Raw genomic sequence first — 22,067 nt, 5'->3', positions numbered from 1 at the left:
CGACTCCGGGGCTTGTTCGCGCAACAGAACCTTGAACGTCCTGAACCGCGGACAAGCCCCGGATGTGTGGTCAATCACACGATCAAGCGGGCGAAGCAGGCAGAATACATGGTGAGAAAGCCTTTTCTGGACGTCCCACCCGAAGGAACCCCCACCATGGAATACCGCACCCTGGGCCGTACCGGCCTGTCCGTCTCCGCCGTCTGCGTGGGCACCAGCTCGCTGGGCAGCCACCCGGCACCGCACGGTACCGACACCGCCGTCGCCACCATCCGCCGGGTCCTCGAAGGCCCCTTCAACTTCATCGACACGTCCAACGAGTACGGGCTGACGAACAGTGAGCGCCGCATCGGCCAGGCCCTCGCGGCAGCCGGCGGCCTGCCCGAGGGCGTTGTGGTGGCCACGAAGGTGGACCCCATCCGAGGCGTCAGCGACTTCTCAGGGGACAGGGTCCGCCGCTCCGTGGAGGAATCCCTCGAGCGGCTCGGCCTGGACCGGCTCCAGCTGGTGTATCTCCACGATCCCGAGAAGATCACCTTCGAGGAGGGCACCGCGGCCGGCGGCCCGCTCGAGGCGCTGATCGAGCTGCGCGACCAGGGCGTCATCGGGCACCTCGGTGTGGCCGGCGGACCGATCGACCTGGAACTGAAGTATCTGGCCACGGATGCGTTCGACGTCGTCATCAGCCACAACCGGTACACCCTGGTGGACCAGACCGCCGAGCCCCTCATCCAGGACGCGACGGAGCGCGGGGTGGCCTATGTCAATGCGGCGCCGTTCGGCGGCGGCATGCTGGTGAAAGGCCCGGACGCTGCGCCCAACTACTGCTACCGGCCGGCCAGCGAAGCCATCATTCAGCGGGTCAAGAAAATGGAAGCGATCTGTAACGAGTACGACGTGCCGCTGGCCGCCGCGGCCCTGCAGTTCTCCACCCGGGATCCAAGGGTCAGCTCCACCATCGTGGGCATGTCCGAACCCGGCCGCGTCGAGGAAACCGTCCGGCTCGCCGAATGGGACATCCCGGAGGACTTCTGGACCCGGATCCTGCCGCTCGCGGCAGCGGGGACGGGCGAGCTGGGCTAAACCGGTACGATGCCGGCTCCTGGCCCGACTCGGGCCGGAGAGCCCGGCCACGGCTTTCCCACAGGGCTCTTTACTTCAAGGCGTGTCGGAGGCCAATATAGGTCGCACCACAGCCTCCACTGGCTCAGCAGCGCGCTGCCCGTCCGGCTGCCGCCCCACGGCTGCCCAATACAGGAGTGGTGACATGGACCATCCGACAGCCACCTCAGAGGTATCTGCCCGCGCTGCGAAGCTGGCATCGATCCCGTCCTTCCAGCGGATTGACGCCTTCCTCAACGAATCCGACTACGCCCGCCGCCACCTCTTGCCGGGCGCCTGTGACTTCACCCTCGGCAACCCGCACCAGATGCCGGCCGGGCGCTACGTCAATACGCTGCGGGACGCGCTGACGCCGCAGAATGATCAGTGGTTCGCCTACCAGACCAACGGCCAGGCCGCCCGGGAGGCAGCCGCGGAATCACTTCAGCGACTGCTGGGGGTGCCGTTCCGGACCGAGGATATCTACCTCACCACCGGCGGCTTCGCCGCCATCGCCCTGGCGCTGAAGACCGTGGCCGATCCGGGCGATGAGGTCATCTACAGCCTGCCGCCGTGGTTCCTGTACGAGCCGCTGGTCCTTGAAGCCGGGCTGGTCCCGGTGAAGGTGAGAATCAACACCACCACGTTCGACCTGGACCTCGACGCCATCGAGGCTGCCATCACGGAGCGCACCAGGGTTGTGATCGTCAATTCGCCCAATAACCCCACCGGCCGGATCTACCCGCCAGAATTGCTGGTCCGGCTGGCGGAACTGCTGGCGTCGGCCTCGGAGAGGATCGGGCGGCGGATCTACGTCGTCTCGGATGAGCCCTATAACCGGATCGTGTTCGACGGCCTGCGCTTCCACAGCCCGGCGGAGTTCTATCCATACACGTTGCTGGCCTACTCCTACGGCAAGACCCATCTCTCACCCGGCGAGCGGGTGGGTTATCTGGCGCTGCCACCCACCATGCCCCGCGGGGAGGGGATGAGCCACGCCATCACCAGCCTGCAGGTGGCCATGGGCTGGGTGTACCCGAACGCCCTGCTGCAGCACGCGCTTCCCGAACTGGAGAAGTTTTCCATCGACGTCGGACAGCTGCAGCGGCGCCGGGACCGCCTCGTCGATGCGCTCGTCGGCATGGGCTATCGCGTCCGGCCTCCGGAAGGCACCTTTTACCTGTACGTCAGGTCCCCGATTCCGGACGACGAGGCGTTCACCAACTCACTGGCCCGCAGGGATGTCTTCGTTCTGCCGGGGGTGCTGTTCGAGACGCCGGGCTTCTTCCGGATCTCCCTGACCGCCAACGAGGACATGATCGAACGCAGCCTGCCCGCATTCGAAGCGGCCATCAAGAGCAGCTAAGGGTCCCGAGAACTGGGCTAACAGCCAGGGGTACAGGCGCTATGCCACCAGGTTGTCGGCGGCGGTGTCCATGTGCTGGCGGATGGTCTTGCGCGCCAGCGAGGCGTCGCCGGTCTCGATGGCGGCGACGATGTCGTGGTGGCGGTCCACACTCATGTTGCTGACGCCCTTTTCCAGGCCGGCGAACATGATGGACATCCGGATGGACCCCTCCAGGGACTCCCAGGTGTGCAGCAGCGTTTCGTTGCCCGTGAGCCGGCAGAGCGTGCGGTGGAACTCAAGGTCCGATTCGACGCGCTTCTGCAAGCTTTCCTGTTCGGCGGCCTTCATCGCGTCGATGGCGGCACGCAGGGTGGTGATCACGGTCTGCCGGTCGGCCAGTTCGCACAGGGTCCTTGCAGCGAGGGACTCGATCGCGGCCCGGACGGCGTAGATGTCGCGGATTTCCTTCTCATCCAGGTGCCGCACCGAGAGGCGTCCGCGGGGGCCTGCCGAGAGGAGGCCTTCCTGCTCCAGCTGGCGCAGGGCCTCGCGCAGGGTGCCGCGGCTGATCCGCAACATCTCGGACAACTCCGTTTCCACCAGATGCCTGCCGGGTTCCAGTTCACCGCTGGTGATCGCGGTGCGCAGCGCGGCGAGCGCCTGCTCGCGGAGGCTTTTCTTCTCGAGCCCCAAAAGGGATGCTGCAGGTTCGGTCATCGGAGGGTCCTCAGTGTCAGGGGTTGACTGTCTACAGTGGCGTGTTAACAGTCGATTCTACGTCAGAAGCGCGGAGCAGCACCGCTGCTCCGCGCTTCTGCTGGCGGCGTCAGCCGAGTTCTGCCAGCACCTTTGCCACGATCTTCTGGACTGAGAGTCCGTAGCGGTCGTGGAGGGTGGGGAGGGCGCCGGCGTCGAGGAATTCATCCGGCAGTGCAACGGGCACCACCCGCTGGCCAAGGCCCGCGGTGACCACTGCCGAAGCGACGGTTTCGAAGAGGCCGCCGATGACGCTGTGGTTCTCCAGCGTGACGGCGAGGCGGTCGGTGTTGATTTCGGCCAGGACGGTGGCGGCGTCGAACGGTTTGATGGTGGGGGTGTGCACGACGGCGACGTCCACGTTGTGCTCGGCCAGGGCGGTGGCGGCCTGCAGCGCGCGCATGGTCATCAGCCCGGAGGAGATGAACACCACGTCGTTGCCGCCGCGCAGGACTTTGGCCTTGCCGAGTTCGAACGTGTAGCCGTATTCGTCCAGCACCGTTGGCACGTTGCCGCGCAGCAGCCGGAGGTAGGTGGGCCCCTCCGACGCGGCGAGCTGCGGAACGGCCTGTTCGATGTCGATCGAGTCGCACGGGTCCACGATGGTCAGGTTGGGCATGCCGCGGAAAATTGCCATGTCCTCGGTGGCCTGGTGGCTGGGGCCGTATCCGGTGGTCAGGCCCGGCAGGCCGCCGACGATGTTGACGTTGAGGTTGGGTTCGGCGGAGTCCAGGCAGAGGAAGTCGTAGGCACGGCGGGCTGCGAACACGGAGTAGGTGGATGCGAACGGAACCAGGCCGGTTTCGGCCAGCCCTGCGGCGGCGCCGAAGAGCAGCTGCTCGGCCATGCCCATCTGGAAGAACCGCTCTGGGAACGCTTTGGCGAAGATGTGCATGTCGGTGTACTTGCCCAGGTCAGCGGTGAGACCCACGATCTTGTCGTTCTCCTGGGCTGCCTTGACCAGTGCGTGCCCGAACGGGGCGGACGCCGTCTTCTGGCCGGGGTCAGCGAAGGAGGCGATCATGGCCGAGGTCTTCAGCTTGGGTTTCGGAGCGGCAACTGCCGCTGTGTTGATGCTCATCGTCCGGTGGTCCCTTCGAATCCTGCGGTCAGTTGTTCGCGGCAGGTCTGCCATTCGTGCTCTTCGATGCGCATGAAGTGCGCCTTCTCGCGTTCCTCCAGCAGCGGGACGCCGCGGCCGACCTTGGTGTCGCACAGGATCACGGAAGGACGTCCGACGGCGGCGGCCTGGGCAGCTGCGTTGTCGAGCGCTGCGAGCAGCGCACCGACGTCGTTTCCGTCCACCCGCTGGGTGTACCAGCCGAAGGACTCCCACTTTTCAGTGACGGGTTCGGTGCGGAGCACGGTGTCGGTCTTGCCGTCCGCCTGCAGGGCGTTGATGTCCACCATGGCGGTGAGGTTGCCCAGCTGATGGTGGTGCGCACCCATGGCGGCCTCCCAGGTCGAGCCCTCGTCCAGTTCGCCGTCGGAGAGGAAGTTATAGATCCTGGCCGTGGAGCCCTGGTAGCGCAGGCCCAGGGCCATGCCGACGGCGATGGTGAGGCCGTGGCCCAGGGAACCGCCGGAGATTTCCATGCCCGGCGTGTAGGTGGACATGCCGGACATCGGCAGCCGGGAGTCGTCCGAGCCGTAGGTCTCGAGTTCCTCCACCGGCACGATGCCGGCTTCGGCCAGGGCGGCATAGTGACCGATGGCGTAATGGCCGGTGGAGAGCAGGAACCGGTCCCGGCCTTCCCACTCCGGGTCCTCGGCGCGGTAGCGGAGCTGGTCGGAGTAGACGGTGGCCAGCATGTCAGCGGCACCGAGGGCCTGGCCGACGTAGCCCTGGCCCTGGACCTCGCCCATGTTCAGGGCGTGGTGGCGGATCCGGTAGGCGGCGGCAGCAACACTGTCAACGCGTTCGGTGGTGGGAGACATGGTTTCCTGGGTGGCAGTCATGTGAGCTTCTTCTGTGGTGGTGGTCATCAGGCGTCTACGGATTGCGGGGTGCTTTTGGTGGCCTCATCTGCCAGCTGCCGTTCGCGCTTGCCCCAGGTTTCCCGGGTGACAAGGGCGGCCCAGAGTCCGATCGCGGCGTAAGTGCTGAAGAGCAGTGCGGGGCCCATCCATCCCAAGGTGACGAACAGCAGGGTGGTGACGAAGGGGGTAAAGCCGGAGACCATGGCGGAGATCTGGTAGGCCAGCGAGGCGCCGGAGGAGCGGGTCTTGGCCTGGAACAGTTCCGGGAACCACGGGCCCTGAGCGCCGGCCAGGGAGTTCTGGCACACAGCGTAGGAGATGACGATCGTGGCGATGACGAAGATGAACAGGCCGGTGTTGACCAATAGGAACATGGGGATGCCGAACAGTGCGGCGAAGGCGCAGGACCAGACGTAGAGAGGCCGGCGGCCGATCCTGTCCGTGAGGCGCGCCCAGGCCATGGTGGCGAAAATGCCGATGGCCGAGGCGATGCAGAGGGCCACGAGTGTTTGGGTTTTGTCAGCCAGGTGCTGGGTGTGGAGGTAGGAGATCATGTACGTGATGGACACGGCGTAGCCGGCGGTCTCTGCGACGCGAAGGCCGATGCCGCGGACGATGCTGCGCCAGTCGGTCTTGATGACCTCGATGATCGGGTTCTTGACGATGGAGCCGCTTTCCTTGACCTCGTCGAAGACCGGGGATTCGGGGACCTTGGAGCGGATGATCAGGCCGACGGCGACCAGGACGATGCTTGCCAGGAACGGGACGCGCCAGGCGAGTTCGCCGCCGAGGTTCACGCTGACGAGGAAGACGAGGTTGGCCAACAGGAGGCCGACGGGGAAGCCTGCCTGGACGATGCCGGTGTATTTGCCCTTGGACTTCCAGGGTGCGTGCTCGTAGCTCATGAGGATGGCGCCGCCCCATTCAGCCCCGAAGGCCAGGCCCTGGACAACACGGACGAAGACCAGCAGGGCGGGGGCGAGCAGACCAACCTGCTCGTATGTGGGAAGCAGGCCGATCAGGAACGTGGCCACGCCCATCAGGATCAGGGAAGCAACGAGGACCGGTTTGCGGCCCACCTTGTCGCCGAGATGCCCGCCGATGATGCCGCCGATCGGGCGGGCCGCGAAGCCAACACCGAGGGTGGCGAAAGCGGCCAGGGTTCCGGTGACGGGATCACCGGTTGGGAAAAATGCCGTGCCGAAGTACAAGGCCGCAGCAGTGCCGAAGCCGATGAAGTCGTATGTCTCAATGACGGCGCCGACGCCGGAGCCGATGGCGACGCGCTTTGCGTCCTTGGTGCCGTGGACGTGGCCCCGCATTTTCAGAGCTTCATTGCTCATGGAGTGGATCCCTTTCGAAGAGCGGGAGTGCTTCCGCACCACCGCTGTCGACTGTTAACACATGATATGCCCAGTGTGACCCGCGTCATGCATCAATGTCAACAGTCAATGTTGGAGGTTGACTGTTAACACTGTCTCATCATACAGTGATTCATGTCACCACCGCTCATCAGAGGATCAACAACGATGTTCAACTCCAGGATTGGTTGCTCGTCCATCAGCTTCCGGCACCAGGACCTGCCCACGGCGCTGCGGACCATTACCGGCCTGGGCTTCCGGGAGATCGATCTTGGCGCCCTTCCGGGTGTCTGCAACCACGTTCCCTATGAGCTGGATGCTGAGGCCGTCAAGGCGGTCACTGCCGACGTTGCTGTTTCCGGACTGCGCGTCCGTTCGGTCAACGGCGATGTGGGTGACCTCAATGCAGTGCTCGACGCCGGGTCCCGCGCCGCTCGCGAACGTCACCTGGACGCGCTCCTCACGTTGACCGCCAATACTGGTGCGAAGGCCCTGGTCCTGCCGTGCGGCGCCCTTAGCCATGATCCCGTCCGGAGCCTCGAGGAGGACCTTGACCTGGTTGCGGCCCAGCTCGACCAGGCCGGACAGCGCGCGGCGGAGTTCGGCGTCGAACTCTGGACCGAGTCCCTGCACTTCCTGCGGTTCTGCTGGAATCTGGAGCGTGCGGAACTGCTGGCCGAGCGCCTGGCGGGTACCGGCGTCGGGATTGTCATGGATTTCAGCCACATCGTCGCTGCCGGGGAAGATCCCCTGGAGTACATCGGCCGGCACCAGGGCCGCATCACCCACGTCCACCTGCGCGACGCTGTGCCCGGCAATATCAACCTCAGCGTCGGCAACGGCGACGCTGACTTCACCGCCGGCCTGTCTGCCCTCGCCGCCGGCGGCTACACCGGCCATTTCTCCCTCGAACTCGAAACCCGGGACGTCACGCACGACGAACGCCCGGCGGCAGCGGCCAAGGCGGCCAGCTTCATTACCGACCTCCTCTGAACCACCAAAACCAACCACACCCCGCAAAAGCAACCAAGGAGCATCATGAGCAACACCATCCAGCGCACCGCCGTCCTCACCGGAGCAACCTCGGAGCGCGGCATCGGCATCACCACCGCCCGCCGCTACGCCAGCCAGGGCTGGGCAGTGGCCATCCTTGACCTCGACGGCGAGAAATCGGCGAAGGTCGCCGCCGAGATCGGCAACGAGTTCAACGTCCCGGCCTTCGGCTACGAAATCGACGTCGCCAACGAGGGCTCCGTCAACGCCGCCTACGAGGCGGTGAAGGCCGAAATCACCGCCGGAACCCTTCCCGCCGTCGGCGCCCTCGCCAACATCGCAGGCATCACCTCCCCCGTACCGTTCCTCGAAACCACCCTGGACCTCTGGAACAAGGTCATGGCCGTCAACGCCACCGGCACCTACCTCGTCACCAAGGCCTTCCTGCCGGACATGATCGACAACGGATGGGGCCGCATCGTGAACATGTCCTCCGTATCCGCCCAGCGCGGCGGCGGCGTATTCGGAAAGGTCCCCTACTCCGCGGCCAAGGCGGCCATCCTCGGCTTCACGAAGGCCCTGGCCCGCGAAATCGGCGCCACCGGCGTCACCGTCAACGCCATCACCCCCGGCGCCGTGGACACCAACATCCGCGTGGGCAGCACCGAGGAGCAGGAGGCAGCCATCAACGCCGGCATCCCGCTGGGCCGCAACGCCACCACCGAGGAAATCGCCGCCGTCATCACCTTCCTGTCCTCCGACGATTCCGCGTACCTCACCGGCACCACCATCGACATCAACGGCGGAAGCCACATCCACTAAGGGCGGTCCACGACAGCCCAGTCCAGACCTGATGAGCCCGAACCAGCCAGAAAGTCAACGATGACCAGGATTTTCAACGACCCCTCAGAATTCGCCGAAGAAGCCCTTGCCGGGTTCTGCGACATCCACGCGGAGCACGTGCGGCAGGTCCCCGGCGGTGCTGTCCGCCGCCGCCGTCCGGCCAAGCCCAAAGTGGCAGTGCTTGTGGGAGGCGGTTCGGGCCACTACCCCGCGTTCGCCGGCCTCATCGGAAGCGGCTTCGCGGACGGGGCGGTGGTGGGAAACATCTTCACCTCGCCGTCGGCGCAGCAGGCTTATTCGGTGGCCAAAGCCGCCGACTCCGGAGCTGGCGTGGTGTTCACATACGGCAACTATGCCGGGGATGTGATGAACTTCGGCATGGCCGGCGAGCGACTCGCCGCCGAAGGGATCCAGGTTGAAAATGTGCTGGTCACCGACGACATCGCCAGCGCACCGCCAGCGGAAGCGGAGAAGCGCCGTGGCATCGCGGGTGATTTCACCGTTTTCAAGATCATGGGAGCCGCGGCGGAAGCGGGAGCCGGCCTGGCCGACGTCGTACGTTTGGGCCGGAAGGCAAACAGCATGACGCGGACCCTGGGGAGCGCCTTTGGCGGCTGCACCTTCCCGGGAGCCGATGCTCCCCTGTTCTTGCTGAAGGACGGGCAAATGGGGCTCGGGCTGGGCATCCACGGCGAGCCAGGGCTGTTCGACACTGACCTGCCGTCCGCAAAGGACCTCGGGCAGGAACTCGTTGCACGCGTACTAGCAGAGGCGCCGCCCGGAGCCGGAGACCGCGTCGCTGTGATCCTGAACGGCCTGGGCTCCACCAAGCACGAGGAGCTCTTTGTCCTCTGGCTCACGGTGGCGCCGCTGCTGCGGGCTGCCGGCTACACGCTGGTGCTCCCGGAGGTCGGCGAGCTGGTCACCAGCCTGGACATGTCCGGCGTCTCGCTCACCGTGACCTGGCTGGACGAGGAGCTTGAGCAGCTGTGGACTGCTCCCGCCGAAGCTCCGGCCTACCGCCGGGGCAGTGCGGATTCTGACACCACTGAATTTCGTGCTGACATGTCCGACGGCGGGTCCTCACGCGTTCACTATGAGGCCGACGGCGGCTCCCGGGCTTTCGCGGTGAACTGCGTCGCGGCCCTGGAGGCGGCCCGGGATTCGTTGCATTCCGCCGAGGCAGAGCTTGGCGCCATGGACGCCATCGCAGGCGACGGGGACCACGGCCGAGGCATGGTGCGCGGCGTTGACGCGGCAACAGCCGCTGGTTCAGCCGCCGCGGCCGAGGGGGCGGGCGCCGGCTCGGTCCTGGTCGCGGCCGGAGACGCCTGGGCCGACAGGGCCGGAGGGACCTCGGGAGTCCTGTGGGGCGCCGGGCTGAGGGCTTTCGGGGAAACCCTGGGCAACAGCGGTTCACCCGACGCCGGCGAACTGGCGGCGGCGGTTACGGCTTTCGCGGCGAGGATCACGGAGCTTGGCAAGGCTGACCTGGGTGACAAGACCATGGTGGACGCCCTGCTCCCCTTCGCCGAGACCCTGCGCAGGCTGGTCGCGGAAGGATCCCAGGCGCCCGACGCCTGGGCGGCAGCGGCCCGGGTGGCAGTCAAAGCGGCCGAGGACACCGCTGCCCTGCGGCCGCTGAAGGGGCGGGCAAGACCACTTGCGGAGAAGAGCGTGGGGACCGCCGATCCCGGCGCCACCTCGCTGGCAATGATCTTCACGGTGATGGGTCACCACCTGGCCGGAACCAAGGCACTCGCCGGCTCCGGGCCCCACTGACCACGGAGGAACCATGGCATTACACCTGCAGCATGACTGGCTTCCCGTGCTGGGCCGCACCGTGGAGATCAGGCAATGGAACGCCACCGTCCGCGCGGGCAGGGTGGACGCCGTCACTGACGATGGGGACATCCTCTGGCTCGCGCCGGACGGCCACCACCCGCGCTGCCTGTTCGAGCGGTCCCTGGGCTACCAGGTGTGGATCCAGTACGCCTGGGAAAGGCAGGATCGCCAGTGACGGCCGCTAGGGTGCCAGCCGGTACCCCACGCCGCGCACCGTTTCAATCCAGTGCGGCGACCGGGAGCTGTCACCCAGGCGCTTGCGCAGGTTGCCCAGGTGGACCTCGACGGCGCGCTCCTCGCCCGCGGTGACGAATGAGCCGGTGTTGTACGGCTCGTTGCGCAGCCGGCGGACGAGGTCGGCCTTGGTCTGCACCACCCGGCCGTTCTCCATCAGGACCAGGAGAAGGTCAAACTGGGTGCGCGTCAAATCCAGCGGCAGGCCATGGATGGCGGCGGAGCGGGACCCCTCGTGCAGCGTCAGTCCTTTGTGTTCAAAGTCGCACAGCACGGCGGCCCCGGCGTTCCTGGGCGGAACCTCGCCGGCGTCCAGGGCAGCAGGAAGCACAATATGCTGGCCGGCCCGCGGTCGGGGCGGAGACTGCGTCCTTTCCCCTGAACCGGAATTCAGGGACCGCGGACGCCGCAGCATGGCGGCGATCCGGGCACGCAGTTCCCGGGGCCGGAACGGCTTGGTCATGTAGTCGTCCGCGCCGGCTTCGAAGCCCATCAGCGCATCGGCCTCTTCCACCCGGCCCGTGACAATGATGAGGTAGGCGTCGCTGAACGTCCGGATCCTGCGCGATGCCTCGATGCCGTCAAAGTCCGGCAGGCCCACGTCCATGGTCACAATGACGGGGTTGTGTTCCCGTACGGCCTGCACGCCTTCCACCCCTGATGCCGTCTCAAACACGGCAAAGCCGGACTGCTGGAGCACCTCCTTCAGAGATGTCCTGATGTCGTCGTCGTCTTCAACAACAACAGCAACGCCCCGCTCCACCATGTATGCCCCCAATAAGTCTTAAGTGCCTGCTGCCGCAAGCCCGCCATCCAAGCTATTTCATCTTGTATTCGGCGGCATAAACCACGCGGATGGGTTTTTCAAGGGCTCGGAGGCAAAACTTCTAATTATTGAGCCTACACACCCATTCTGCCTTCGATTCCAAATTGGCAGTAAGTTGAGTAATTCTTGAGGTTGGGAAAATATTGCGTATCTCTTGAGGTTTTGCCCCGCTCAAATTAATCGCATTTAGGCTATTGCGTTCTGTGACTGCTGGGGCTGATGATCATCGTGTGCTCAATGGGGGCGCAAAGCTGCTCACTGGGGAGCAAGACATAAGGGGCGTTGCATGGCTTCCTTTCGGTTATCTGTCTCACATTCCACCCGCCCGCTAAGACCCTTGGCCATGCTGGCGGCGGCGGGCCTGGCTATGCTGGCCTGCATGCCATCCGCACAAGCCGCCGAACCCGCTCCGCCGGACCCCGGCCCTGCCGGAAGCTTCGCGTGGAAGGGCTTCAACTGGGAAAAGCGCTTCTGGGGCGGAGCCCCGCAGTACAACAGGCTCTTTGACGCAGCCAACGTCAGCAACCCCGACACGAGCGGCCACGTCGCCCTGAAGCTGACCAACCCCACCGGCGAGGCCCCCGTGGGCGCGGAATTCCAGTCCACCCGGCAGGGCTTCGGCTACGGAACCTACAGCACCACGGTGGAGAAGAACCTCAGCATCCTGCAGAAAGAAGTGGTCTGGGGCTGCCTGTTCACCTATGACCCCCTGGCCGAGCCCGGCTACAACGAGATTGACCTTTGCGAGGCTTCAGCCTGGGGCGGTGGCGCAGCCTACGGTGAGTCGTGGCCCGTCAGCCAGGGCCACGGGTACTGGTTCGACGCCACCAAACCTCCCGGCCAGGGCAACAACACAGTCAATTTCGATGTCACTGCCAGCCCCGTCACCACCCACCGGATGGTGTGGGAGCCGGGCAAGCTGACCTTCGAAACGTTCGCCGGCGAGGGCTTCACCGGCACGCTCCTGAAGCGCACCGTCCTGCAGGGAACCACCGTTCCCGTGCCGGCCAGAGAGCAGGTCCACTTCAACCTGTGGGTCACCGGCGGCGGAGGCGGGGATCCCGCGCACGTGAAGCCTGAATCCGTGGTGGTCCGGGACTTCTCGTTCGTCCCCGCAGCCGCCACACCGCCGCCCGCACCGGCGACGGCCATCAAACTGTCCGCCACCACCACCAAGGCCAAGGGCGTGAACTCCACCACGCTGAAATGGACCGGCGCCACCGGCACCAGCGTGACGCTGTGGATCAACGGGATCCAGAAGACCGTGCCCAACACGGGCTCATACGTGAACAAACTAAAAGGCAGTGCCACCACCGCCTACAAGGTGTGCGACACCGCCGGATGCTCCAGCGTCCTCAGTGTGGTCACCTGACGCCGCCGGGCCCGCATACGAGTGCAGGGCGTCCGGATCCCCGGGCGCCCTGCACTTCCGTACTCTGATCAGCTTTGGCGGCGGAACCGCTTAGGACTTGTCGCCCCGGACCGGAACGATCCGCTTGACGGCAAGGCCCAGCGCCAGGAGCGCGAAGGCGGCAAGGGCCAGCCAGAACAGGTCACCCGCACCCGTCATGGCGAGTGTTCCGGACCCGATTCCGGCGGCGGCGGGGGCTGCTGGGTTGTCATACATAGTTGTTACCAGGCTTTCTTCTTGTTGAGGGCTGCGTCCAGGTACGCCTTGCCATGGACCACCTGCAGAAACAGGTCAATCACGAGCTCGTACATGGTGGCTGCCGCGAGCATGTATTTCCATCCCCGCAGCCGCACCGTGACCACACGTTCGATCACGAAGACACCGGTCACGGCCAGCCAGAAAGGCTGAATGTTCAGCCCGGCCCCCGTGCCCAGTGCAAACGCCACCGTGCCGAAGTACGCCAGCGTCACGAGGACACCCAGCATGGCCAGGACCTGGCGGCCCCAGTACGGGCGCGTGACCCGGGTCCACCCGTACTGCACGCAGTTCTCCACGGCTCCGCGCTTCCAGCGGAGCCGTTGCGCCCACAGTTCCCGCCACGTCGGCATCACCTCGGTCACCAGGGTGCAGTCCGCCGGAGATTTGATGCGGTAACGCAAGGTCAGCAGGGCAAACGACAGCTCGTTGTCCTCTGTCAGGACGGAGGTGTCGTAGACCCCGCCGTGGCCATTTCCCGGCGGCAGCGACCCGTCCAGCCGCGCCGCGATGACATCGCGGAGCGTCCGTGTCCGGAACAGTGCCGCGGTGCCCGTGACCACCAGGCACTTGCCCTTGAGCCGCTTCACATCGCGGGCATACCTCGCATACTCATTGCGCTGCAGGTGCCCCACAAACCCGCCGCCGTGGCCGCCGCGGAAAACGCCGCCGACGGCGCCGAGCCGGGTATCGCGCTGCAGGTGCGCCACGGCCCGCTCGATGAAGTCGTGGGACAGCTGGGAGTCGGCATCCTGGATGAGGATCATGTCCTCGGGCTCGGCGTCAGGCAGGAGACCGCTGAGGGCGAAATTCAGCGCGCCGGCCTTCTTATCTGAATTGCCCTCGGTTCGGAGGACTTCCGCGCCCTCCGACCGGGCGATTTCTTCGGTGGTGTCCGTGCAATTGTCGGCCACCACAATCACCCGGTCCGGGCGGCGGCTCTGCGCTTTCAGGGACTTCAGGGTTTCGCCAATGCCCGCAGCCTCATTATGTGCCGGAATAAGGACTGTGATCACAGGAACGCGGGTGCGGTGGGAGCCGCAGCAGATGCCGGAAGTTTCCGGCCCAACGCGTGAATAATTACATGAAATTGTGACGCAGCGCGCATTAACTAAAAAGTCCCCACAGAAATAGTCATCGAATTCTTATTTCCTTTGAGCCTTCCAGCGGCAACTCAATCCATCGGCAGGGAACTGGCAGCGAAGGCACAAGCTTTCATAAAGATGAACTCAACGCAGCCCCGACTCAATCAGCGTGCTGCTGAGATGCCGCAGGCCGCACTGAGGTACCGCGCCGACGTCGCATTCCATCGAAAACGCAACATTGCGCATCAAAACCGCACAGAAAACTACCAAAAATGCTTGACCATGTGAGTTGCGCGCTGTTACAAATGTTGTAACGCAGTCGGACCGGCCTTCGAGGCCATAAACCCCTCACCCCAACGGCCTTCGCCGCGGCCTGTTTTTTGAAACGATACAAACCACGACGCCGTGGCCACAGTTCCACGCGTCATCAAAGGAGATGAACGTGATTGCCAGTCCCATGTCGCCCAGCACGTCCCGCAAACGCCCCCAGCCCCTGGCCGCAGGCCTCGCAGCCGCCGTGCTGGTGAGCTGCGCGGGGGTGAGCCTGGCAGCCCCCGCGGCCAATGCGGAACCCAGCAGCTACCGCTTCGATTTCGGCAGCGGGCCAGTGGAGCAGGGCTTCATCGGCGTGACCGCCGCCGACGCGTACAGCCCGGAAACCCGCTACGGCTTCAACACTCCGGAGAACATGGCCAACGTGGGCGCCTCCGGCAGCGGCGTTGCCAGCGACGCGGTGCGCTTCCTGCAGTTCGGCACCAAGAGCCCCAACACCTTCAACGTGGACCTGAAGGAGGGCCTGTACAAGGTATCTGTCACCCTGGGCGACACCGCGCGGGCCAGCATCGCCGCCGAAGGCGTCTTCCAGGCCATGAATCTCACAGGCAACAGCGCCAGGGACTCCTTCGAGATCCCCGTGACCGACGGGCAGCTGAACCTGCTGGTGACCGAAGGGAAGGCTGGAACCGCGTTCACACTCAGCGCGCTCGAGATCGAGAAGGTGGACCGCGATCCGGCGATGGACCCCACGATCTGGGTGGGTGGGGACTCCACCGTGGCAAGCTACTACCCGCTCGAGTCCAGCGTCCAGGGCGGCTGGGGCCAGATGCTGCCGCAGTACGTGGATGCGGAAGCGTTCGACGTACGCAACATGGCCACCGGCGGGCAGATCGCCCGCGGCTTCCGCAACGACGGCCAGCTGGAGGCCATCCTGCAGTACATCAAGCCCGGGGATCTGTTCCTGCTGGAAATGGGCATCAACGACACCGCCGCCAAGAACGCGACCACGGAGGCCGAGTTCAAGGAGATCATGCGGGACATGGTCCGGCAGGTCGCGGCCACCGGCGCCACGCCCGTGCTCGTCACGCCGCAGGGCCGTGCCACGGACTTCGTGGACGGCGTGCACAGCTCGGTGAACCGCTGGTACCGGAACTCCACCGTGGCCCTGGCCGCCGAGGAGAACGTTCCGCTGGTGGACCTGAACGTCCTGGCGTCCGCCTATTTCACCGAAATCGGCCCGGAAGCCACCCTGGCGCTCTTTATGACGGGCGACACGCTGCATCCCAACCGTGCCGGCGCGGGCGAACTGGCCCGGCTGGTGTCAGAAGACCTGGGCCGCCAAGGCCTCTGACCACGGCGGAAAGGCCCCGAATCTTCCGCGAAATTTGAGCCTATCTTGAGGCATCCCTTCGGATCCCCTGCAGTTGACGGTCCACGCTATAAGCATCAGACCACCATCTGCAGGGGAAGCAGGAAGAGTCATGGGGAACGAATCAGCTCTGGACGAGGTCACGGCCGTGGGAGGCGTGATCACGGACCTGCATCCGCTCGACTTCCACACCCTGGGGCTTGCCGGCTGCATCGACCGGCTCACCGCGCCCCTCCGGCAGCAAGGGACAGCAGTCCACTGGGATACTCCGCACTGGGGCATCGAGATCCCGGCGGACTGCGCGTCCCTGCTGTACCAGTCGGCCCGCGAAGCGCTGAGCAACGCCCTCAAATACTCGGACGCGTCCGAGCTCACGGTCCAGCTCGCCGCCGTGGACCACGGCATCCGCCTGGTGGTGTCCGACGACGGCGCGGGCTTTGACAGCAAACTCGCCATCAGCGGCCGTCACCACGGCTACGGCCTGCGGCTGATGTCCGTGGCAGTCCACGAGGCCGGCGGTTCCGTGGACATCTGCTCAAGCCCGGGCCGCGGCACCTGCGTGACGGTCACCCTGCCACTGGACTAGGACGGAAGCCCGCCGCGCATTGGGGGGCGGCGGACCTCCGTCCCTGTCCGGCGTCGTACCTGCTCCGGCTGGCGGCCCGGCCGGCGCCGGCCCAGTGCCCCGCTCTGCGGCCCCGCTAGCGCGACAGCTTCTCGGCGTCAGGTTCGAGATCGCCGATGTGGCCGGGCGCGTTGGCCGCCGTGACCCGCTGGACGAACGCGCAGTACTCCTCCATGTAGTGGCGCAGGAACTTGGCTGTGGCTTCGTCCGTCACCTCGCCGTCCGCCCCGAACGCCGCCGGATTGAACTTGACGTAGGCCTCCGGTGCGTTGAGCTGGGGAGCATCGAGGAAGCTCAGCACGCTGCGCATGGAGGACTGCATCACCGCCGTACCGATGCTGCCGGGCGAGGCGCCGATGATTCCGGTGGGCTTGCGCGCAAACGAGTTGGTCCCCCACGGCCGCGACCCCCAGTCGATGGCGTTCTTCAGGGCACCGGGAATGGAACGGTTGTATTCGGGGGACACAAAGAGGATGCCGTCCGAGGCCTCCACGGCCTCCTTCAAGGCCCGGCCGGCCGGCGGGAAATCGGCGTCGTAATCGTAGCTGTAGAGAGGCAGGTCCCTGATGGGGATTTCCGTGAACTCCAGGTCCGCCGGCGCCAGGCTGATCAGGGCTTTGGCGAGTGTGCGGTTGATGGAGCCGCGGGCCAGGCTGCCAACGAAGTAGCCGATCTTGTGGGTTGCCATAACAAACATCCTTCCTAACAGCCGGCGGGGACCGGCTGGCCGACGGTGCTGCGGTTGGTCAAACACGTTCTGAAAGCACAGTGCGTCCCCCAGTCCAGCACAGAACAACCACCGCGGCCAGAGCTTCCGGAAGGTTCTTGACAGCCCGTCCGGGCAGGCGCTGAATGATGAATAAGGGCGGATCCACAGCAGGAAAACGGCAGCACAGGAAGCAGCGGTCATGAACGACAAACTGGTAGGGGCGCAGCGCATCCACAGTGAAGCACCGGCCGAAGGGGACGAATTGGCGGACCCCACGGACATCCGGATGCATTCCCAGGAGCCCGCCGAGGGCGCGGACACCGAGCCTGAGGCCGGCGCGTAGGGACGCACTACTCACACCCCGGCCAACTCCGCCCACACCTTAAATTCCGGGGCGGGTCTTGCGGTACCGCATTCAGTCCGGCTAGGTTGAATCGATACAAGAAACCGCTTTCCCGCGCCGCATAGACGCGCGCCCGGCAGCGGTTCACAGCGGAATTGGACACGATGACTGTAAACACCACTGTCAGGTGGATCGACGGCGAAGCACCTTCGGAACTCAGCGGCGGAACCACCTGGGGCATGCCGTTCGCCCGCGGCACGGTGGCCGGCACGGATGCCGTGGCCGTCTGCGACTCCGCCGGGCAACGGGTGGCCAGCCAGGCCTGGCCGCTGGCCACGTGGCCCGACGGCTCACTGAAGTGGGCAGGCATCGCCCTGCCGGCCACGGATGTCCCTTCCTCTGAGTACCAGGTGACGTCCGACGGCGGCGCGGCACCTGCCGGAGACACCCCGCCGGGAGTGACGGCCACGGAGGACGCCCACAGCGTCACGGTGTCCACGGGCACGCTGGAGATGGTCATCAGCCGCAGCGGTTCCACACTGTTCAGCACCTTCTCCCGGGAAGGCACCATTGTGGCCCGCGACGGCCACCTGGTCAGCCTGCTCCAGGACGGCATGGCTGACGGCGCCGGCACCGTCAGCCGGGAGGCCTTCACCGGCGAGGTGGCCGCCGTCGTCCTTGAACAAAACGGTCCCGTCCGCGCCGTGGTGCGCCTGGAAGGCACCCACCGGCCGGATTCACCCACGAGCAGTAAGCGGAACTGGCTGCCCTTTGTGGTCCGCTTCTACTTCTACGCGGGCGCCCGCAGCGTGCGGATGGTCCACTCCTTTATCTGGGACGGCGACGCCGGGAAGGATTTCCTGGCCGGGCTGGGCGTCCGCTTCACCGTGCCCCTCGAAAGCGGGCTGCACGACCGGCACATCCGGATCGCGGGGGCGGACGGCGGCTTCCTGGCCGAAGCGGTGCGCGGGCTGACCGGGCTCCGCCGCGATCCGGGCGCGGAAGTCCGCGGGGCGCAGTTGGCCGGTGAACCCACCCCTCCGCTGGAGGCCTGGAATGAGGAGGTTTCCCGCCGCCTGCACCTCATCCCATCGTGGAACGACTACTCCCTGAGCCAGCTGAGCGCCGACGGATTCGAACTGCGCAAACGCACCGCGGCAGGGCACGCCTGGGTGGGCATTTCGGGCGGGACCAGGGCTGCCGGATTCTGTTCCGTGAGCGATACACGCGGCGGGCTGGGCGTGGGCATCAAGGACTTCTGGCAGTCGCACCCCGGCCAGCTGGACATCCGGGATGCGGCCACGGATGAGGCTTCCCTGACGGCGTGGCTGTACTCGCCGGAGGCCCAGCCCATGGACCTGCGGTTCTATCACGACGGCCTGGGCCAGGACACGTTCGAGGAGCAGCTCGAAGGCCTGGAGATCACCTACGAGGACTATGAGCCCGGGTTCGGCAATCCCACGGGCATTGCCCGCACACATGAGTTAACTCTTTTCGCCTACGGTTCCACCCCCGCCACGGAAAGCCTCGCCGCCGATGCGCAGGCCGCGTCCGTTCCGGCGATGCTGCAGGCTTCCCCGGAGTACCTCCACTCAGCCGGGGTGTTCGGCGACTGGGCACCGGTGGACCGCAGCACCCCCGCGCGTGCCGAACTCGAAGACAGGCTGGACTTCCTCTTCGACTTCTACGCCGGCCAGGTGGAACAGCGCCGCTGGTACGGGTTCTGGAACTATGGCGACGTGATGCACACCTACGACTTCGACAGGCATGTCTGGCGGTACGACGTGGGCGGCTATGCCTGGGACAACTCCGAGCTCTCCCCCGACCTGTGGCTCTGGTATTCCTACCTGCGCTCCGGCCGGGCTGACGTGTTCCGCTTCGCCGAGGCCATGACCCGGCACACCGGCGAGGTGGACGTCTACCACCTGGGTCCATGGAAGGGCCTGGGGTCCCGTCACAACGTCCAGCACTGGGGCTGCAGCGCCAAGCAGCTGCGCATCAGCACCCCCGCCTACCGCCGGTTCTACTACTACCTCACGGCCGACGAACGGACAGGGGACCTGCTCACCGAACTGGTGGACAGCGACCAGAACTTCCTGGGTCTGGACCCGGTCCGCAAGGTCAGGTCCGACGCCGCCACCTACCGGCCGGACCGGAATGCGCTGGGCGTGGGGCTGGGCACGGACTGGGGTTCACTGGCCGCCACCTGGCTGACGGACTGGGAACGCACCGGCAATCCGCGCTCCCGCGACCGGCTCCTGGGCACCATGGCGGACATCGGCGCCCTGAAGTACGGCTTCCTCACGGGTGAGGCGCTCTACGACCTGGACAAGGGACGGTTCGACGCCGGGCGGGAGCGGATCCAGGTCTCGCACCTTTCGGCGGTGTTCGGGCTGGTGGAAATCTGCAGCGAGCTGGTGGACCTGGTCCCGGACAAGGGCTTTGAAGCCGCATGGCTGCAGTACTGCCGGCTGTTCCTGGCAACGGAGGAGGAGCAGACCGACGCCGTGGGGCAGCCGCTGCCCGGCATCTACCTGACCCAGGCCCACAGCAGGCTCAGCGCCTACGCCGCCGCCCGGCTCGACGACCCTGGCCTGGCGGCCCGTGCGTGGGAGAGCTTCGCCGAGGGCGGCGAGCATCTGAACCATGAGTCGGCCTTCACCCTGCGGACCATCGAGCCGCCGCACGTCCTGCTCCCGGTGGACGAAGCACCGACAGTCTCCACCAACGATGCCTCCCAATTCGGCCTGGCAGTGATCCAGAACCTGGCCCTGATCGGCGACCACCTCCCCCGCTGAGCAGCCCGGCCTCCCAAGCCAGCCTGCCGCCGTCGTCCTCTCATCCAGTTCACGGGTCCCTGGACGGGCTCTGGCCGAGAGCTGATTGTGAAGGTATGGTAAGCATGCTGATGAATTTCTTGGTTCTTCATCAGCTCCGGTTCCAATCGAAGGAGACGTTGTGAGCACGAAAGTGGAAAAGCGCATTCTGGTGAACGTACCGGTCAGCACGGCCTACAACCAGTGGACCCAGTTCGAGGAATTCCCCCACTTCATGGGCGGCGTCAAGAGCGTCAAGCAGCTCAGTGATGACCGCCTGGAGTGGGTGGCCGAGATCGCCGGAGTCCGGCGGCAGTGGACCGCCAAGATCCTGGAGCAGGTCCCCGACCGCAGGGTTGCGTGGGCAGCCACCGAGGGAGCCACCAACGCCGGCGTCGTGGAATTCGAAGACGTGGGCGGCGGCCAGACCTCCCTGCAGTTAACCCTTGAATACGACCCCGAGGGTTTCATTGAAAAAGTGGGCGACAAGCTCCACGTCGTTGACCGCCAGGCCGAGGCCGACCTGAAAAAGTTCAAGGAATTTATTGAGGCCGAGGGCTACGCCAGCGGCGCCTGGCGCGGCTCCGTCAGTGACGGCGCTGCTGTGGGCACCCCGGGCGTGGAGGACGCTGCAGCATCCCGCGGCGACTCCGGCAAAGCCGGCTTCTCCAGCACGGTGGCGGCAGCAGCAGGAGTGGCCGCGGCCGCAGGCGCAGCTGCAGCCATGAGCGCAGGAACGAACAAGGATGAAGGCCGCGACGCCGCCGCACCGGACGCCGTCCCGGTCGAGCCTGTCACCGTAACACCCATACCGGCGGAACCGGTTTCAACGGGTACAGCGGCGGATGCGTCAGGCGGCTCGCTCGCTGACCTTGGTGACGACAGGATCGGACACGCCTTCGACCAGACAAACGGACTGGTGGACACCGAGGGCGAGTCCGACGAAACCGCCGAAGGCGAGCAGCACAGCGCGGCCGAACGCCGCGAAGAGGATCACCGCCAGGGCGGGCTTCCCCCGGTGGGAGGGAACCTGGGCCAGCACTGACGGGCACCTCCGCGAGACAATCCGCGGCTCTGGTTCCCTGCCAGCAACGGCGATATGTTAAGCCTACTGATGACCTCTAGGACTCTTCATCAGATTCGGTTCCAGTCGAAGGAGACGTTGTGAGCACGAAAGTGGAGAAACGGATTGTTGTCGATGTACCAGTGAGCACTGCGTACAACCAGTGGACCCAGTTCGAGGATTTCCCGCATTTTATGGGTGGCGTGGAAAGTGTGACCCAACTTAGCGATGACCGGCTGAAGTGGGTGGCGCGGATTGCCGGAGTCCACCGGCAGTGGGAAGCCAGGATCGTCGAGCAGGTTCCGGACCGAAGGGTGGCGTGGGCGTCCACCGAAGGCGCTACCAACTCCGGCACAGTGGACTTCACCGACGCCGGCGGGAACAAGACTGAGCTGGCGCTCACCTTGGAATACCAGCCCGAGGGCATGGTGGAAAAGGTCGGCGACCTGCTCCACGTGGTGGCCCGGCAGGCGGAGCACGACCTGAAGAAGTTCAAGGAGTTCATCGAACACGAAGGCCATGCCACCGGCGCCTGGCGGAAGTCGGTCCCCGGAACTGCTGCAACTGACGGCGGACCGGCTGCTGCCGGCAGCACTGCCACCCCGGACACCACGGCCGGCGGCACCGCCGCGGCGGAGCCTGAATCGAACAGGTTCGCCCATCCGTTCGACCAGACCAACGGCCTGGTGGATTTTGAGGGCGAGTCTGATGAAACGGCCGAGGGCGAGAACTACAGCGCCGCGGAGCGCAAGCACGAGGAAGACCGCAACAAGGGCTACCTCCCGCCGATGGGAGGAGGATTGGGTCAGCACTGACCGGCCATGGCCG

The 22,067-nt window shown here is 65.7% G+C and carries 21 protein-coding genes; 13 read left to right on the top strand and 8 right to left on the bottom strand.

Going from position 1 to position 22,067, the window contains the following annotated elements; genetic code table 11:
* The first annotated feature begins 156 nt into the window (after positions 1-156).
* Positions 157-1,083, top strand: coding sequence for an aldo/keto reductase (locus tag J2X42_RS11540; protein WP_310165220.1), 927 nt, complete (start codon positions 157-159; stop codon positions 1,081-1,083).
* 184 nt (positions 1,084-1,267) lie between these two features.
* The gene (locus J2X42_RS11535) at positions 1,268-2,467 is read left to right on the top strand and encodes an aminotransferase class I/II-fold pyridoxal phosphate-dependent enzyme (RefSeq protein WP_310165219.1); all 1,200 of its coding nucleotides are present in this window, start codon (positions 1,268-1,270) and stop codon (positions 2,465-2,467) included.
* A 39-nt stretch (positions 2,468-2,506) separates the two neighbouring features.
* On the opposite strand, the gene J2X42_RS11530 is transcribed toward J2X42_RS11535, so the two are convergent.
* From J2X42_RS11530 to J2X42_RS11515, 4 genes are all read right to left on the bottom strand, one after another.
* A complete protein-coding gene (locus J2X42_RS11530; protein WP_310165218.1) occupies positions 2,507-3,166 on the bottom strand; it encodes a GntR family transcriptional regulator in 660 nt (219 codons plus the stop codon).
* A 109-nt stretch (positions 3,167-3,275) separates the two neighbouring features.
* Positions 3,276-4,286 (bottom strand): transketolase C-terminal domain-containing protein, encoded by a 1,011-nt coding sequence (locus tag J2X42_RS11525; RefSeq protein ID WP_310165217.1) that lies wholly within the window; start codon positions 4,284-4,286, stop codon positions 3,276-3,278.
* Positions 4,283-5,164, bottom strand: coding sequence for a transketolase (locus tag J2X42_RS11520; protein ID WP_310165216.1), 882 nt, complete (start codon positions 5,162-5,164; stop codon positions 4,283-4,285). The genes J2X42_RS11525 and J2X42_RS11520 overlap by 4 nt, the downstream gene beginning before the upstream one ends.
* A gap of 26 nt (positions 5,165-5,190) precedes the next feature.
* Positions 5,191-6,528: an MFS transporter gene (locus J2X42_RS11515; RefSeq protein ID WP_310165214.1), complete on the bottom strand. Its 1,338-nt coding sequence runs from the start codon at positions 6,526-6,528 to the stop codon at positions 5,191-5,193.
* A 186-nt stretch (positions 6,529-6,714) separates the two neighbouring features.
* Here J2X42_RS11515 and J2X42_RS11510 point away from each other — a divergent pair, with 186 nt between their 5' ends.
* Genes J2X42_RS11510 through J2X42_RS11495 form a run of 4 tightly spaced genes read left to right on the top strand, consistent with a single transcriptional unit; the run spans position 6,715 to position 10,402 of the window.
* Positions 6,715-7,539 (top strand): sugar phosphate isomerase/epimerase, encoded by an 825-nt coding sequence (locus tag J2X42_RS11510; protein ID WP_310165212.1) that lies wholly within the window; start codon positions 6,715-6,717, stop codon positions 7,537-7,539.
* A gap of 45 nt (positions 7,540-7,584) precedes the next feature.
* Positions 7,585-8,361, top strand: coding sequence for an SDR family NAD(P)-dependent oxidoreductase (locus tag J2X42_RS11505; protein ID WP_310165210.1), 777 nt, complete (start codon positions 7,585-7,587; stop codon positions 8,359-8,361).
* A gap of 60 nt (positions 8,362-8,421) precedes the next feature.
* The gene (locus J2X42_RS11500; RefSeq protein ID WP_310165207.1) at positions 8,422-10,164 is read left to right on the top strand and encodes a dihydroxyacetone kinase family protein; all 1,743 of its coding nucleotides are present in this window, start codon (positions 8,422-8,424) and stop codon (positions 10,162-10,164) included.
* A 13-nt stretch (positions 10,165-10,177) separates the two neighbouring features.
* On the top strand, positions 10,178-10,402 hold the full coding sequence (locus tag J2X42_RS11495; RefSeq protein WP_310165205.1) for a hypothetical protein: 225 nt from the start codon (positions 10,178-10,180) through the stop codon (positions 10,400-10,402).
* Between the two features lie 6 nt (positions 10,403-10,408).
* Here the strand turns inward: J2X42_RS11495 and J2X42_RS11490 are convergent, their stop codons facing one another.
* On the bottom strand, positions 10,409-11,227 hold the full coding sequence (locus J2X42_RS11490; RefSeq protein ID WP_310165203.1) for a response regulator transcription factor: 819 nt from the start codon (positions 11,225-11,227) through the stop codon (positions 10,409-10,411).
* 439 nt (positions 11,228-11,666) lie between these two features.
* Between J2X42_RS11490 and J2X42_RS11485 the strand changes: the two genes are divergently transcribed.
* Positions 11,667-12,659 (top strand): hypothetical protein, encoded by a 993-nt coding sequence (locus J2X42_RS11485; protein ID WP_310165202.1) that lies wholly within the window; start codon positions 11,667-11,669, stop codon positions 12,657-12,659.
* Positions 12,660-12,749: 90 nt separating this feature from the next.
* Here the strand turns inward: J2X42_RS11485 and J2X42_RS11480 are convergent, their stop codons facing one another.
* Together J2X42_RS11480 and J2X42_RS11475 are read right to left on the bottom strand one after the other, a co-directional pair.
* Positions 12,750-12,914: a hypothetical protein gene (locus J2X42_RS11480; RefSeq protein WP_165478344.1), complete on the bottom strand. Its 165-nt coding sequence runs from the start codon at positions 12,912-12,914 to the stop codon at positions 12,750-12,752.
* 5 nt (positions 12,915-12,919) lie between these two features.
* Positions 12,920-13,969 (bottom strand): glycosyltransferase family 2 protein, encoded by a 1,050-nt coding sequence (locus J2X42_RS11475; protein ID WP_310165200.1) that lies wholly within the window; start codon positions 13,967-13,969, stop codon positions 12,920-12,922.
* Positions 13,970-14,480: 511 nt separating this feature from the next.
* On the opposite strand from J2X42_RS11475, the gene J2X42_RS11470 reads away from it, so the two are divergent.
* Both J2X42_RS11470 and J2X42_RS11465 read left to right on the top strand, forming a co-directional pair.
* Positions 14,481-15,665 (top strand): GDSL-type esterase/lipase family protein, encoded by a 1,185-nt coding sequence (locus J2X42_RS11470; protein WP_310165198.1) that lies wholly within the window; start codon positions 14,481-14,483, stop codon positions 15,663-15,665.
* Between the two features lie 130 nt (positions 15,666-15,795).
* On the top strand, positions 15,796-16,269 hold the full coding sequence (locus tag J2X42_RS11465) for an ATP-binding protein (RefSeq protein ID WP_310165196.1): 474 nt from the start codon (positions 15,796-15,798) through the stop codon (positions 16,267-16,269).
* Positions 16,270-16,384: 115 nt separating this feature from the next.
* Here J2X42_RS11465 and J2X42_RS11460 read toward each other — a convergent pair whose 3' ends face one another.
* On the bottom strand, positions 16,385-16,996 hold the full coding sequence (locus tag J2X42_RS11460; RefSeq protein WP_310165194.1) for an NADPH-dependent FMN reductase: 612 nt from the start codon (positions 16,994-16,996) through the stop codon (positions 16,385-16,387).
* Between the two features lie 220 nt (positions 16,997-17,216).
* Here J2X42_RS11460 and J2X42_RS11455 point away from each other — a divergent pair, with 220 nt between their 5' ends.
* The 4 genes from J2X42_RS11455 to J2X42_RS11440 all read left to right on the top strand — a co-directional run bounded on the left by J2X42_RS11455 (position 17,217) and on the right by J2X42_RS11440 (position 22,054).
* On the top strand, positions 17,217-17,360 hold the full coding sequence (locus J2X42_RS11455) for a hypothetical protein (RefSeq protein WP_310165192.1): 144 nt from the start codon (positions 17,217-17,219) through the stop codon (positions 17,358-17,360).
* 164 nt (positions 17,361-17,524) lie between these two features.
* Positions 17,525-20,158, top strand: a complete 2,634-nt coding sequence (locus tag J2X42_RS11450) for a Tat pathway signal sequence domain protein (RefSeq protein WP_310165190.1) — start codon at positions 17,525-17,527, stop codon at positions 20,156-20,158.
* Positions 20,159-20,318: 160 nt separating this feature from the next.
* The gene (locus J2X42_RS11445) at positions 20,319-21,221 is read left to right on the top strand and encodes an SRPBCC family protein (RefSeq protein ID WP_310165188.1); all 903 of its coding nucleotides are present in this window, start codon (positions 20,319-20,321) and stop codon (positions 21,219-21,221) included.
* A 119-nt stretch (positions 21,222-21,340) separates the two neighbouring features.
* Complete coding sequence (locus tag J2X42_RS11440) at positions 21,341-22,054, top strand: SRPBCC family protein (protein WP_310165186.1); 714 nt, start codon at positions 21,341-21,343, stop codon at positions 22,052-22,054.
* Positions 22,055-22,067 lie beyond the last annotated feature (13 nt).

This window comes from Arthrobacter sp. BE255 (genome assembly GCF_031457335.1).
Lineage (GTDB): Bacteria > Actinomycetota > Actinomycetes > Actinomycetales > Micrococcaceae > Arthrobacter.
Note: the sequence above shows the minus strand (reverse complement) of the source record. Positions and strands in the feature narration are given on the sequence as shown.

Excerpts from the sequence above, each read along its gene's own strand:
- J2X42_RS11530 (WP_310165218.1), bottom strand. The coding sequence starts at position 3,166 with ATGACCGAACCTGCAGCATCCCTTTTGGGGCTCGAGAAGAAAAGCCTC.
- J2X42_RS11505 (WP_310165210.1), top strand. The coding sequence starts at position 7,585 with ATGAGCAACACCATCCAGCGCACCGCCGTCCTCACCGGAGCAACCTCG.
- J2X42_RS11510 (WP_310165212.1), top strand. The coding sequence starts at position 6,715 with ATGTTCAACTCCAGGATTGGTTGCTCGTCCATCAGCTTCCGGCACCAG.
- J2X42_RS11465 (WP_310165196.1), top strand. The coding sequence starts at position 15,796 with ATGGGGAACGAATCAGCTCTGGACGAGGTCACGGCCGTGGGAGGCGTG.
- J2X42_RS11500 (WP_310165207.1), top strand. The coding sequence starts at position 8,422 with ATGACCAGGATTTTCAACGACCCCTCAGAATTCGCCGAAGAAGCCCTT.
- J2X42_RS11540 (WP_310165220.1), top strand. The coding sequence starts at position 157 with ATGGAATACCGCACCCTGGGCCGTACCGGCCTGTCCGTCTCCGCCGTC.
- J2X42_RS11490 (WP_310165203.1), bottom strand. The coding sequence starts at position 11,227 with ATGGTGGAGCGGGGCGTTGCTGTTGTTGTTGAAGACGACGACGACATC.
- J2X42_RS11480 (WP_165478344.1), bottom strand. The coding sequence starts at position 12,914 with ATGTATGACAACCCAGCAGCCCCCGCCGCCGCCGGAATCGGGTCCGGA.
- J2X42_RS11535 (WP_310165219.1), top strand. The coding sequence starts at position 1,268 with ATGGACCATCCGACAGCCACCTCAGAGGTATCTGCCCGCGCTGCGAAG.
- J2X42_RS11495 (WP_310165205.1), top strand. The coding sequence starts at position 10,178 with ATGGCATTACACCTGCAGCATGACTGGCTTCCCGTGCTGGGCCGCACC.
- J2X42_RS11525 (WP_310165217.1), bottom strand. The coding sequence starts at position 4,286 with ATGAGCATCAACACAGCGGCAGTTGCCGCTCCGAAACCCAAGCTGAAG.
- J2X42_RS11520 (WP_310165216.1), bottom strand. The coding sequence starts at position 5,164 with ATGACTGCCACCCAGGAAACCATGTCTCCCACCACCGAACGCGTTGAC.
- J2X42_RS11485 (WP_310165202.1), top strand. The coding sequence starts at position 11,667 with ATGCCATCCGCACAAGCCGCCGAACCCGCTCCGCCGGACCCCGGCCCT.
- J2X42_RS11515 (WP_310165214.1), bottom strand. The coding sequence starts at position 6,528 with ATGAGCAATGAAGCTCTGAAAATGCGGGGCCACGTCCACGGCACCAAG.
- J2X42_RS11450 (WP_310165190.1), top strand. The coding sequence starts at position 17,525 with ATGACTGTAAACACCACTGTCAGGTGGATCGACGGCGAAGCACCTTCG.
- J2X42_RS11455 (WP_310165192.1), top strand. The coding sequence starts at position 17,217 with ATGAACGACAAACTGGTAGGGGCGCAGCGCATCCACAGTGAAGCACCG.
- J2X42_RS11460 (WP_310165194.1), bottom strand. The coding sequence starts at position 16,996 with ATGGCAACCCACAAGATCGGCTACTTCGTTGGCAGCCTGGCCCGCGGC.